Here is a 14,056-nt window from a genome sequence, read left to right as displayed (position 1 = left end):
AGGTTCAGGCAGAAAGCTTGCAGGTTCAGGCACAAAGCTCAGAAGTTCAAGCTCCGTCCCAGTCTTCCCCCTTGCTCCCTGCTCCCTGCTCCCCTGCCTCTTATGACGCACAAAGCTCCAAGAGGGTGCGTATTCTCTTAGTGGATGACAACGCCGATATGCGCGGCTATCTCAGGCGGTTGTTAAACCAGTACTACGAGGTGGAAGCTGTAAATGATGGGTTAGCCGCACTGAATGCGATTCGCTCTGGTGGAAGTGCCATCTATGACTTGGTGTTAGCAGATGTGATGATGCCCAGAATGGATGGATTTGAGTTGCTACGATCGCTACGGGCTTCACCAAATACCCAGACAATCCCGATTATTTTGCTCTCTGCCCGTGCTGGCGAAGAATCACGGGTGGAGGGGTTAGAAACTGGCGCAGATGACTACTTAATTAAACCCTTCTCGGCACGGGAATTGTTAGCGCGAGTCAATGCCAACCTCCAACTAGCACAACTGCGACGCGAAGCAGTCTACCGCGAACAGGTAATGCAGGCAGTACAAACACTCAACGAACGCTTGGAGCAACAGGTAAAAGCGCGGACTGCTCAACTAGAAGCCATCAACCAAGAACTGGAGGCGTTTTCTTCCTCGGTATCCCACGACTTGCGAACGCCGCTACGCTACATCAGCAGCTTTGCCGAACGATTGCAAGGCAAGCTCAATGCGACCCTCGTTGATGCATCCAGTTTGCAGACTCTCAACATTATCACGAAATCTGCTCTTGAGGCAGAAAAAATGGTAGACGACCTGCTGGAATTTTCCCGCTTGGGGAAGACAGAAATGCATTTGACTACTGTTAATATCAGTCAATTGGTGCAGCAGGTGCGAGAACAGTTGCAGCCGGAACTAATCGGGCGATCGCTCCACTGGGAAATCGAGCCATTGCCAACGGTAGAGGCTGACCCAGTACTGCTACGGCTAGTACTGCAAAATTTACTGTCGAATGCTGTCAAGTACACGCGCAATAACACCGAAGCCGCCATCAAAATTGGTAGGATTGAGCAGGAGCAAGAAGTGATTTTCTTTATCAAAGATAATGGTGCAGGGTTCGACATGAAATACTGCGATCGATTATTTAGCATGTTTCAACGGCTGCATCCCCAGGAAGAGTTTCCTGGCACGGGAGTCGGGCTTGCCACTGTCCGGCGGATTATTCATCGACATGGCGGACGCATCTGGGCAGAAGGCGCAATCGACCAAGGCGCAACGTTCTACTTTTCGCTGCCGAAACATGAGGCAGAATAATTATGACAGCACTGCGCTTTCTTTTGCTGGAAGACAATCCCCTTGATGCAGAGGTGATAGATGTCACCCTGACCGATGGCGGCACTGATTGTGAACTGCTCCGGGTAGAAACTCGCGCTGAGTTTGTAAAGGCATTAGAAAGCAATGCATTTGACTTGATTTTGGCAGACTATGCCTTGCCTGGTTTTGATGGCATTTCCGCCTTGAAAATTGCCCAAAACCTCTGTCCTGACACGCCCTTTATTTTCGTCTCTGGCAGTATGGGCGAAGAATTGGCAATTGAAGCGCTGAAACTGGGAGCCACCGACTATGTGCTAAAGCGCAACTTACGGCGGTTGGTTCCTTGTGTCCAACGAGCGCTGCGAGAAGCCCAAGAAAAGCGCGATCGCCAACTTGCCGAAGCCCGCCTGCGTCAAGTTGCGGCCAAACTGCCTCATGGCGCTGTGTTCATTGTGGATCGAGATTTGCGCTACCAGCTGGCAGAAGGCGAAGCGCTGGAGTGGGTCGGTATGACTACTGAAAACTTTGTCGGCAAAACACTCTGGGAAGCCGTCGAACCCGCCCTAGCAGACAGCTACGAACCCTACTTCCGTCAAGCTCTCAATGGCGAATCATTTACCTTAGAACACAACAGCCACAATCGCTACTATATCTCTCACGGCACACCCTTACGCAACGATCGCGGTGAAGTTGATGCTGTGCTGGCAATGTCCTACGACATTAGCGATCGCAAACAAATCGAAATTGCCCTCAAACAAAGTGAAGCTCGCTTTCGGTTAATGGTGGCAAGTGCAAAAGAATATGCCATTTTAACCGTTGATCCCAACGCTGCGATCACGAGTTGGAGTGCTGGTGCTGAACAATTATTCAAGTATTCAGAAGCAGAAATGATTGGCCGTGACAGTCGCTGCCTTTACAGCCCCGAAGACAACGTACAAGACCGCGCTGGGAGGGAATTGCAGAGCGCCCAAACTCAAGGACAGGCAGAAAATGAGTGCTGGCATATCCGAAAAGACGGTAGCCGCTTTTGGGGTAGTGGCTTTGTGATGCCCTTACGCGATGAAGCCGACGACGTGCAAGGATTTATCAAAATCATGCGCGACGTAACCTCACAGAGGCAAGCCGATGAACGCTTGCGGTTGCTCTATGACATCACCAGCAATTTACTTGCGGTTGAGCAACCGATGACGCTGATGCACAATTTATTTAGCAAACTCTCACCCCAGCTAGGGTTGGACTATTACTACAACTACATCGTCGAGTCAAAAGACAACCGCCCCAGACTGCATTTGCAAAACTATGAGGGCATTAGTCAAGAAATGGCAGAGGCGATCAAGTGGCTTGAGTTCGGTGAAGACCTTTGTGGATGGGTAGCTCAAGAACGACAGCAACTCGTTCTCGATCGCGCCCAAATTGCCACTCATCCTCATGCCCAAACACACCGCGACCTGGGTGCCACCGCTTATGTAGGTCAACCGTTAATTGTCCAAGAACGGTTATTGGGAACTATCTGCTTTGCTAGCTGCACCCGAACTCGCTTTACCCCAGAAGAAATCGATTTGCTGCAATTAATGTCTGAGCAAATAGCGATCGCCCTCGACCGAGCCAATTTAATTGTTTCGATTCAGCAACAGGCAGAACAGTTGCAACGAGCTAACCAGATTAAAGACGAGTTTTTAGCGGTGCTGTCTCATGAGTTGCGATCGCCCCTCAACCCGATTTTGGGCTGGGCACAACTGCTGCAAAAAGGCAAGCTCAACGCCGCCCATCAACGCGAAGCACTACTAACGATTGAGCGCAACGCCAAACTGCAATCACAATTAATTGAAGACTTACTCGACGTTTCGCGGATTATGCAGGGCAAGCTGTCCGTAAAGGTGGCTCCCCTTAATTTAATCTCTGTTATTTCTGCTGCCCTGGAAACGGTGCGTTTAGCAGCAGAAGCAAAGAATATTAGCTTACAGATCGATCTCGATCCGCCTGCACCTATCTCTGGTGACCCTGCCCGCTTGCAGCAAGTGGTGTGGAACTTGCTTACCAATGCCGTCAAATTTACACCAGATGGCGGACAAGTAATCATTGAATTAAGGCAAATTGCAGGGCAGGCTCAAATCCGAGTGAGCGATACAGGCATTGGCATTCAACCGGAATTTCTACCGTATGTGTTTGATTATTTCCGACAAGAGGATAGCTCGACGACACGCAGATTTGGTGGCTTGGGTTTAGGGCTAGCGATCGTCCGCCAAATTGTCGAACTGCACGGTGGCACAGTCAAGGCAGAAAGCTTGGGTGAGAATCAGGGCGCAACCTTTACAGTTCAAATACCGATCTTGAACCAATCAGCACAAATTGTACTTGAGCAAACCGAGGCTGAAACATCAAGCGCCCAGACTCCCTTAAGCAACCTGCAAATTTTGCTCGTGGATGATGATAAGTTTTCACGCAAGTTTGAAGCATTTTTGCTAGAACAAAATGGCGCAAAAGTGACAGCTGTTGCATCTGGGCTAGAAGCATTGCAAGTACTTGATAGTTTCATTCCCGATGTAATTGTGAGTGATATCGGTATGGTTGATATGGATGGCTACATGCTGATTCAGCAGATTCGTTTGCGCCCACCGAATCAGGGAGGAACGATTCCGGCGATCGCACTTACTGGTTATGCCACAGATATCGACCAGCAAAAAGCCTTAACTGCTGGGTTTCAAGCTCACATTACCAAGCCATTAGAACCAGAAGAGTTAGTGAGTAAGATTGTCAAGCTGCTAGAACACAACTAATACCAATTCAAAATTCGGCGTTGTAGAACAGGGGCATGAATTTAAACAGGTGCTGCAACCACCCAAAGATTAGAGTACACCCAATACGGTTCGGATAAGCATTTTTCACTTTCCTTATGATCTGGGGAATGGGTTTGCGGGTAAAGGGGAAAGGATGTATTCAAAACCTTTCCCCTTTCCCCTTTACCCTTTAACCGAACCGTATTGAGAGTACACCCAACAGTAATAATTTTATTCCGGCAGCAATACGGATGCTAACTAATTCAGCGGCAATTGGGAGCTTACACTTGACAGAATGCTCAGGTTCAGGTTAAACATTTACAATGTTATTGATATTGAATAACTTTTCTAGATTTAATTAAAAAAATTAAGTCAAACTAGTTACATAAATTTACTTACAGATAAGTATTTTTTTGAACAATATTTTAGTATCAAAAAAATATGTTTATTTAATATTTATTCAAACTTTGTCTAAAAACGTGCTTGTACGCGGGTGGAATAATTTTGTCCACTGCTAGCGGCTTCTAGGCTGTATGATTATCATTTTTGTCAATACGTATGCTGTGGAATAATAAATTACATTTTTACTACTTAGCTAGAGGTGCTATACTGTGTGAGAACAAACTCTTTAATATCACTAAAGTTGTCAATGCTTACTATCAGCTATCAATGAGGTAACTAGAAGAACCTACCACACCAATAATGTTTAAGCGATTGGGGTTATTTACCTCAACCAAAAAATTTAACTATAGACCTAGTGTATGAACTTGATGTCAGTTAAGCTATCAATAGCTTGTTTGCCAAGAAAACTAGGTAGTTAGCGGATAGTAATTTTATGCAAAAATGTTTAAATTTTGTATGGAAGCTTCAATAAAACTTACAGATGTTTTTTTAGGCTATTTCTTGGTTAGATCTATTAAATCTCTAATGATAATATTGCTATGAATGCACATAAAGGATCTGCTGTGCTCAGTTCTGCAACTTTCAAAGTGCAACCATCTGCAACAGGGCTGAACGAGAATCATCGCCTGCGGCTGTTTTCGGGTTCTGCTAATATACAGCTGTCTCAAGAAGTCGCTCGTTATGTGGGCATGGACTTGGGACCAATGATTCGCAAAAGATTTGCGGATGGAGAACTTTACGTTCAAATCCAAGAATCAATTCGGGGTTGTGATGTCTATTTAATCCAGCCATGTTGTCAACCCGTCAACGATCATTTGATGGAATTATTGATTATGGTTGATGCCTGTCGTCGGGCTTCTGCGCGACAGGTAACGGCAGTAATTCCCTACTATGGCTATGCTCGTGCCGATCGCAAAACGGCAGGAAGAGAGTCAATAACCGCCAAGCTAGTTGCTAACTTGATCACCGAAGCCGGTGCCAACCGCGTTCTAGCAATGGATTTACACTCGGCTCAGATTCAAGGCTATTTCGATATTCCCTTTGACCATGTTTACGGTTCGCCAGTATTGCTGGATTATCTAGCAAGCAAAGAACTGCCCGATCTTGTGGTTGTTTCCCCCGATGTTGGCGGTGTAGCGCGTGCCAGAGCATTTGCCAAAAAACTTAATGATGCCCCACTGGCAATTATTGACAAACGTCGTCAGGCACATAATGTTGCCGAAGTGTTAAATATCATCGGCGATGTTAAAGGCAAAACGGCAGTGTTAGTAGATGACATGATTGACACTGGGGGAACGATCGCAGAAGGAGCGCGATTACTGCGTGAAGAAGGAGCGCGTCAGGTATATGCCTGTGCAACTCATGCGGTATTTTCTCCACCAGCGATGGAGCGGTTGTCTAGTGGCTTGTTTGAGGAAGTTATTGTCACCAATACCATTCCCATACCAGAAAATAATCGTTTTCCCCAACTAGTGGTGCTGTCAGTAGCTAATCTCTTAGGAGAAACTATCTGGCGAATTCATGAAGATACTTCAGTGAGTAGTATGTTCCGCTAACTACATTCCCGTTACAGGGATAAATTACCCACATTGACTCCTTGATCGGGTGCAGTGTGGGCTTTTGCTTTTAGTTATTACGCCAACACTAACGTCCCTTGTGGGCGAAAGCACCCTAATCGCTGCCCAAGACCTTTTTGATGTGCAGTAGTAAAATGGATGCAGCACTGCCAAATGAGAATACTTTGATTCAGTTTGGACAATTTGGGTAAAGAGGACAAAGGGATGGTTGCAACTCCTAAAAAAATGATTTCAGTTTTACCTCTGGAAAATGGCGATCGCTTATCTCGCTGCGAATTTGAGCGGCGCTATCAGGCAATGCCGCATTTAAGAAAAGCTGAACTGGTTGAAGGAGTTGTGTATATTATGGCATCCCCACTCAGAATTAAAAGTCATGGGGAACCACATGGAAACCTGATCGGGTGGTTGTGGAATTATAAAACGGCAACGCCTGGCCTTGTTCTGGGAATTGAACCCACAGTGCGTTTAGATCCGGATAATGAACCACAGCCTGACGCGGTACTATTTATTCCGGGCAGACAGGCATTGATTAGTGAGGATGATTATATCCAAGGCGCACCCGAACTAGTGATAGAAGTGGCAGCAAGTAGTGCAGCCATCGATTTACATGATAAAAAACGCAGCTATCGACGGAATGGAGTACAGGAGTATATTGTCTGGCGAACATTAGATAATCAGTTGGATTGGTTTAGGCTGCAAGCAGACGAATATGTTTTGCTACCAACCGATGAGCAGGGAATTATTCGCAGTCAGGTGTTTCCGGGGTTGTGGTTGGCAATATCTGCCTTGCTGTCAGGAGAAATGGAAACGGTGTTATCTGTCCTGCAAGCAGGTTTAGCTGCCACTGAACATCAAGAGTTTATGCAAAAGTTGAATGAGAATATGGCAAAGAGGGAATAAATACAGCAGTTTTCTATAATCTCACCGATACAGCCAAACCCGGAGTAGTGAAAGCAATTGCTCAGTATCTACAGGTTTGGTGATGTAGTCAGAGGCTCCAGCTTCGATGCACTTTTCCTTGTCGCCTGGCATGGCTTTGGCAGTTAAAGCGATGATTGGTAGTGAGCGAAACTGTTGTTGCTGGCGGATGGCGCGGGTGGTTTCGTAACCATCCATTTCTGGCATCATGATATCCATCAAAACTATATTAATTTCAGGATTAGTTTGCAGCCTCTCTATACCATCTCTGCCGTTTTCGGCAAACAGCACTTGCATTTGATAACTTTCTAAAAAGCTGGTTAGGGCAAAAATATTTCGCAGGTCATCATCTACAATCAAAATTTTCCGATTAGCCAGCACCGGGTCAGTTTGATGTAGTTGCTCTAACATTTGCCGCTTTGGTGTGGGCAAATTTGCTTGCACTCGATGCAAAAACAGGGCAGTTTCGTCTAACAATCGCTCTGGCGATCGCACATTTTTAATAATAATTGTCTCAGCAAGTCCCCGCAGCTGGGTTTCTTCTTGCCGGCTGAGTTCTTTGCCGGTGTAAACAATGATCGGCAGTTTCAAAAGCCTGGGTTCAAGTTTTATCTGCTCAATTAGGGCAAACCCGCTCATATCGGGCAGACCGAGATCGAGTACCATACAATCAAAGTGATGCGATCGCAAAATCGAGAGGGCTTCTGCCCCTGTACCTACTGCTGTACTCTGGACATCGCCATTACCAATCAGTTCGATAATACTTTGGGCTTGTACGGGGTCATCTTCGACAATTAGGAGATTTTTTACCTGACGCTCAATAAAGCCTTTAATCTCAGTCAATACCTGAGTTAGCGCTTCTGGAGATACAGGTTTCTGTAGATAAGTAATTGCTCCTAGCTGTAATCCCCGTTGTTGTCTTTCATCAACAGAAAGTATGTGTACTGGTATATGTCTGGTATCTGGTTTATGCTTCAGACGATCCAGCACCGTCCAACCATCCATCTCTGGCATGTGGATATCTAGCATAATCGCATTGGGTTTAAACTGTTCAGCTAGTGCTAGACCTTGTTTGCTCTGTAAAGCAACGATGGTTTTAAAGCCTTGCTGACGTGCCATATCTAGTAAGATACGGGCAAATTTATCGTCATCCTCGATAATTAACAAAATGCGATCGCCTGGTTGAATTATTTCCCGGTCATCTGGAATATCCTGGGGTAAGCTGGGAAGCACTTTTACTGATGGAGAGATGTCCACAGTTATGGGTCTGTTTTCCACCAGTGACACTTCTTTTATGGTAGTTGGCTCAAGAGGTGGTGTAGTGATATTTTGCCCATGCTTTTCCTGTTGCCTGGGCAAGTAAAGGGTGAAGGTGCTTCCCTGTCCTGGTTGGCTGAGTAGTTCAATTCTCCCTCCCAACAGTTGAGCTAATTCACGGCTGATGGACAAGCCCAAGCCAGTCCCGCCGTACTTGCGGCTGGTGGTACCATCTGCTTGCTGAAATGCCTCGAAAATAACCTTCTGCTTTTCGGCTGCAATGCCTATGCCCGTGTCGCTGATGGCAAAAGCGATCGTGGAATTATCAACTTGGAATATTTGTAACTTCACGCCTCCCTCTTCTGTAAATTTAAAGGCGTTAGCTAGGAGATTTTTCAGCACTTGTTGCAGACGTTTGGAGTCGTTATAAATTGTCGGTGGTAACTTCTTGTCCCGTTCAATAGTAAAACTGAGTTCTTTATTGTGGGCAACTTGCCGGAAAGTCTGCTCTAGAGATGTCTCCAAATCTGCAAGAGCAATTTGCTCAATATTAAGCGACATAGTACCCGACTCAATTTTTGCCAAATCTAGAATGTCATTGATTAATTCCAGCAAATCAGTCCCAGCCGAGTAAATAGTTCGGCTGTACTCTACCTGTTTGTCGGTCAAGTTGTTAAGAGAGTTATCTGCTAGTAGCCTTGCTAAAATTAACAGGCTATTTAGCGGTGTCCGTAGTTCGTGGGACATATTCGCCAGAAATTCTGACTTATATTTGGAAGACAAGGCCAGTTGTTCAGCTTTTTCTTCAAAAGACTTCCTCGCCCGCTCAACTTCCTGATTTTTGCGGGCCACTTCTCGATTTTGAACTTCTAATAATTCTGCCTTTTCTTCTAGCTCCTCATTTAGTTGTTGCAATTCTTCGTTAGATTGCTTAACAAGAAATTGTGATTCTTCTAATTCGTGCGCCTGTTCTTCCAAGCGTTGATTGCTTTGCTGTAGTTCTTCTTGCTGGGTTTGCAGTTCTTCTGTTAAAGCAACAGACTCTTCGAGTAGTTGCTGGGTTTGCAATTGTGAGGCGATGTTATTTAAAAATACACCTAGATTTTCACTCAATTGTTCTAGAAATATCAGGTGTAACTCACTAAATGACCCAAAAGAGGCAAGTTCAATTACAGCATTTACCTGCCCCTCAAATAGTATGGGCAACACAATAATATTTAGCGGTGGTGCTTCTCCTAAACCGGAAGCGATGCGGATATAGTCACTGGGAACTTTTGTGAGGAGGATTCTTTGTTTTTCTAGGGCGCATTGTCCCACTAATCCCTCACCCAAACGAAACTGATTTGCGAGGTTTTTTCGCTCTTTATAAGCATAACCACTCAGCAACTTCAGCACAGGCTGGTCGTCTATGGAGTCCATCACATAAAAAACGCCCTGTGATGCTCCAACTAGTGGTGCTAAATTCGACAAGATTAGATTAGAAACGCTTTCCAGATTTCGCTGCCCTTGGAGCATCTGGGTAAATTCAGCTAAGTTAGATTTGAGCCAGTTTTGCTCTTCATTTTTTTGAGTTGTGTTTCGCAGATTAACGATCATCTGGTTAAAGGTGCGCGTCAACACGCCAATTTCATCTTGGCGATCGCTATTTGGTAAACTTACCGATAAATCCCCATCCGCCATTTTTTCTGCCAAATCAGAGATTTGCTTCAGCGGTACTGAGATATGTCTGGTCAGTGTGAATCCGATTAAAGCTAAGAGCAAAGAAAAGAAGGGAATACTATAGACAATACTGACGAGCGTTTGCCGACCAGCTGCTTGTGCCTTCTCAGAGCGCTGTTTTAGCAGTGCATTCTCCTCTTTTTTCATCGCTTGGAGAACTTTCTGAATATTATCCATCAGCTGCTTACCCTGGTCTGTCAAAACAGCTTTCTGAGAAGCTTCTAAACCCTGGCTTTGGCGTAGCTCTATGACTTCTTTCATTACAGCCATTCTCTCGGTTAGTAGTGGCTGCAAAATATCAAGCCGATTTTGTTGATTGGGGTTATCTGCCGTTAATCTTTGAAGCTCCCTAACTTTTTGATTCAGTACTTGAATGGCAGCGTTATAAGGTTCTAAATAGCGCTTTTCTCCAGTAATAATGTAACCGCGTTGCCCAGTCTCAGCATTTGTCAGTTGCAAGTTGAGGTCTTCAAGCTGACTTAACACTTGGTAAGTATGGCTTTCTTTGCCCGAAGTTTCAATTAGCTCATTGGTGCTTTGGTAGGAGATTAGACCAATGGTGGTCAGAGTTGCCAAACTCAAAGCAAAACTTACTCCAATCTTGGTTCCAATCTTCAAACGGTTAAACATTATTCCAAACAGGTATTCAAATTATTTCTGTTTTTGAGACTATTTTGATTATGTTTCGGCTATCCCAAATAAATGGAGGATATTTAATTTATGTTAGAATATGCACAGTTTTTTGCATACCAACATTTTTCCCAATGTAACGTTAGTTTAAATAATAATATTTTTATTGAAAACTTTGATAAGTTTATTAACAAAATATTTGATAGTATAACTTAATAAGCAACTACCTAATTTTGTAATTGAATCTCGCCGGGAATAATTAAAAAATTATGCTCAAATTATAAATTTATTAACTACTAATTTTTACTACAAAATGATGTTTTTTAAAATTATCTTGTGAAGTTCAAAGTTATTTGAACTTCACAAAAAGGCTGGATAGTAAAATTAAACAGCCGAATAGTAAAAATTAAATTAATGAAAATACAGTTTATTTAAATACTAAAATATAGTGGCTTTTGCGGTTGTACATAACATCTATGCCATTGTACATCAATCTACAGAGCAACCGTAACCTTAGGGATTGCAAGCAGCATTCATTCCACATAAAAGTTAAGGTTTCAAAACACAACCTATACCCATAGAAGTATAGAATTTATAGTACAATCGTATTGCTTGGACTATAAATTATTAGTAATCTGCACAATAATGATGTGTCGTAAAAACTATTAATTTTAACTTGAGGATTAACTAGAAGTTGGTAATTACCTGGCGATCGCTTCTAGCTACATCAAGCTCGGATTGACTATAAATACTAAAATGTTGAATCTTGTTACTCTCTAAAATAGCTCTGGCGCCTGCTACATAGATATCAGTACCTTTGAGTACTAATAAGTAATGACCAAGAGTCAAATGATGCTCATAATCTCTAGCTAACTCATCAGAAATTCCTAAAGAAGTATATTTATTTTGGAAACTGCTGATGTCTACCTCAGATATCTCACTTAGGTTACTTGTATTTTTAGTAACTACTGATACTTGACTCATTGGGAAGCCAGCAGTTCTCAGTTCAGTAAGCGCTTTTTCTGCGTCTTGACGCCGATAAAAAACGCCAAGCGCGTGTTTATAACGATTATTTGGGGTCGAGTATGGTTCAAAGACTCCCCATTGTTGAATATCACGGCGATTAAAAATCCTCTTGGCAAGACGAATTTCTATGTCTATACCGGTTACTATCACCAAATAGTAACCCTTACAGACAAGATCGCTATAACCCTGTGCAAGATTTTCAGAAATTCCTAAACTTAGGAACAAAGCAGACAAACCACCTGTTAAAGTAGTAGCGATCGCAGTTACTTCCGCTCCGGCTAAGATTACTGGCCCTATACCAGGAATTACCAAGAGGACTAGATCGACTGATAAACTAGTAAGACCGTCTAAGGCATCACTAGTAACGGCTCCAGCAGTATCCTCCTCAGAGGATATATTGCCAGTGTTTTCGATGATTTCAACACCAGCAATATCAGTTTTTTCTTCTGTATTCCGTGCAATAACAGAAACTTTATGCATTGGGAAATTAGAAGCTTTTAGTTCTTGAAGTACCAATTGTGCATCGGAATACCCAGCGAAAACTCCTATAGTTCTTCGCTCTTTTTCTAATGTCATTTTACTGGTTTATTGCAGTTAGAAGTGATTCCCAAAATTGTTACCTCAAATTGAGGTAATTACACAGCTCGACGAGTAACTAAACCCCAAAGGAAAATTAGTATCATTGCACCAATAACAGCAAATAAAATGCTTCCCAGAGATAAAGCTCCTGCGGATGCAGCTGCTGCCGAACCACTTCCTAGCAATACTTGACCCAAATAACCACCGAATACGGCTCCAAGGATTCCTAATATAATGGTAGAGATAATACCGCCACCTTGGGTTCCAGGATAAAATAACTTAGCTAACGCACCTGCGATTAAACCCAAAACCAGCCAAGCAATAATGTTAGTCATTGAATTTCTCCTTCACTGAGAATCTGCTTTGTTTGCATTTGACTATTTCATATTAAAGTTTGCCTCCAAAATTTCCGATCTATCTAGAGAACTAATATCAAAAATCTTTAGGTATTATTTGAATATTCACCAAGTCGTCTTTGAGGATGAATATAAAAATTAGTAACATTCTGTACATTGAAGTATTTATATAGCTGTCTTATTTGACATCATAAAAAATCTAAATAAGCAAGCTAACCGCCTTTTATAGCAAAATGCTGAGTGCTGAGTAAAAACCCAGTCGTTTCAAGCCTTTGAGCAATCAACACTGTCCTAATCTATGTGACTACGGCTATATATGAAACACTACGTGTAGCTTGCGTCCTTATAATATGGCTACGCGTAGCATCTGGTAGAAAAGGACACAAAAAGAAGAAAGAAAATTTTTGATTTTCAAAAAAGCGATATCGGCCGTTCAAGGCTCAGGACTGGAGACTATAGAAAGAGCTAGTTGATATAATTGGCGACGGGGAAGGGAAGTAAATTTTGCTAACTGACGGCTAGCTTGCGATCGCGATATTCCTTGACTAATTAACTGTTTCAATTCGGCTTTCAATTCTTCTTCTGTCAGTTGGGGCTGACTGGCTGGAATTCCCGCGACTACTAATGTATATTCACCTTGGGGTTCTCGTTGGCTGTAGTAAGCGATCGCTTCGGCAATTGTCCCCCGCCAAAATTCCTCATACAATTTAGTTAACTCCCGTCCTAGCACAATTTGGCGATCGCTTCCCCAAACCAGAGCTAAGTCTTGCAAAGTATCTCGTAAACGGTGCGGCGATTCATAGAAAATCAAAGTGCGAGATTCTGTTTGCAGAGATTCTAAATGTTCTTGTCTTTGTTGGGTTTTCGCTGGGAGAAAGCCTTCAAAGACAAACCGATCCGTTGGTAGTCCGGCTGCACTCAAAGCGGTAATTGCTGCACTAGCCCCAGGAATGGGAACTACTGGAATTCCCGCCTCAATACAGGCTTTCACCAGTTCATATCCAGGATCGGAAATACCTGGCATCCCAGCATCACTCACCAGAGCGATCGCTTTTTTATTAACTAAATGCTCTAATAATTCTGGAATACGGCTAGTACGATTGTGTTCGTGGTAACTTACCTGGGGTGTTTTAACTTGAAAATGCTGTAGCAGTTTCCCCGTATGACGCGTGTCTTCCGCAGCAATGATATCTACAGTTTGCAAAATTCGCACTGCCCGAAAGGTGATATCTTCCAGGTTGCCAATTGGTGTGCCGACAACGTAAAGTGTTCCTGGTTTTGGATCGGTTTGCATGAGCAAGAGTTAAAAGTTAACAGTTAGGAGTTAAGAGTTTGAAGTTACAGCAGTTTTCATGTATTTGAACCACACCTGTCGTAGGGGCGCAAGGCCTTGCGCCCTATCGCGTAGTTTATTTACCTGAAAATAGCTGTAAGAGTTAGGAGTTATATCATGTCCGGTTAAAGACTTATCATTAAGACCGCAGAGGAGCGGAGGGGCAGAGGGGCAGAGGGGATGGGTTTTTGGG

8 protein-coding genes are annotated in these 14,056 nt (G+C 43.5%); 4 read left to right on the top strand and 4 right to left on the bottom strand.

From position 1 onward, the window contains the following. The 4 genes from RMY16_RS20670 to RMY16_RS20655 all read left to right on the top strand — a co-directional run. Positions 1-1,289 (top strand): sensor histidine kinase (locus RMY16_RS20670; protein WP_322737977.1); only part of this gene is annotated, 1,289 nt, incomplete at its 5' end. A 2-nt stretch (positions 1,290-1,291) separates the two neighbouring features. Next, positions 1,292-4,066 carry a response regulator gene (locus RMY16_RS20665; RefSeq protein ID WP_322737976.1) on the top strand — a complete coding sequence of 925 codons (2,775 nt, stop codon included), beginning with the start codon at positions 1,292-1,294 and terminating at the stop codon, positions 4,064-4,066. 941 nt (positions 4,067-5,007) lie between these two features. After that, positions 5,008-6,024 carry a ribose-phosphate pyrophosphokinase gene (locus tag RMY16_RS20660; RefSeq protein ID WP_322737975.1) on the top strand — a complete coding sequence of 339 codons (1,017 nt, stop codon included), beginning with the start codon at positions 5,008-5,010 and terminating at the stop codon, positions 6,022-6,024. Positions 6,025-6,249: 225 nt separating this feature from the next. Beyond that, positions 6,250-6,945 (top strand): Uma2 family endonuclease, encoded by a 696-nt coding sequence (locus RMY16_RS20655; RefSeq protein WP_322737974.1) that lies wholly within the window; start codon positions 6,250-6,252, stop codon positions 6,943-6,945. Between the two features lie 21 nt (positions 6,946-6,966). Here the strand turns inward: RMY16_RS20655 and RMY16_RS20650 are convergent, their stop codons facing one another. From RMY16_RS20650 to rsmI, 4 genes are all read right to left on the bottom strand, one after another. Next, the gene (locus RMY16_RS20650) at positions 6,967-10,569 is read right to left on the bottom strand and encodes a response regulator (protein WP_322737973.1); all 3,603 of its coding nucleotides are present in this window, start codon (positions 10,567-10,569) and stop codon (positions 6,967-6,969) included. Between the two features lie 687 nt (positions 10,570-11,256). Beyond that, on the bottom strand, positions 11,257-12,171 hold the full coding sequence (locus tag RMY16_RS20645) for a hypothetical protein (protein WP_322737972.1): 915 nt from the start codon (positions 12,169-12,171) through the stop codon (positions 11,257-11,259). A 59-nt stretch (positions 12,172-12,230) separates the two neighbouring features. Further along, complete coding sequence (locus RMY16_RS20640; RefSeq protein WP_322737971.1) at positions 12,231-12,509, bottom strand: GlsB/YeaQ/YmgE family stress response membrane protein; 279 nt, start codon at positions 12,507-12,509, stop codon at positions 12,231-12,233. A 454-nt stretch (positions 12,510-12,963) separates the two neighbouring features. Beyond that, on the bottom strand, positions 12,964-13,824 hold the full coding sequence (gene rsmI, locus RMY16_RS20635) for a 16S rRNA (cytidine(1402)-2'-O)-methyltransferase (protein ID WP_322667716.1): 861 nt from the start codon (positions 13,822-13,824) through the stop codon (positions 12,964-12,966). Between the last annotated feature and the right edge of the window lie 232 nt (positions 13,825-14,056).

The sequence above is a fragment of the Nostoc sp. DedQUE12b genome (assembly GCF_034530835.1).
GTDB lineage: Bacteria > Cyanobacteriota > Cyanobacteriia > Cyanobacteriales > Nostocaceae > Nostoc.
The sequence above is the reverse complement of the archived record's forward strand: the minus strand, read 5'-3'. Positions and strand labels throughout refer to the sequence as shown.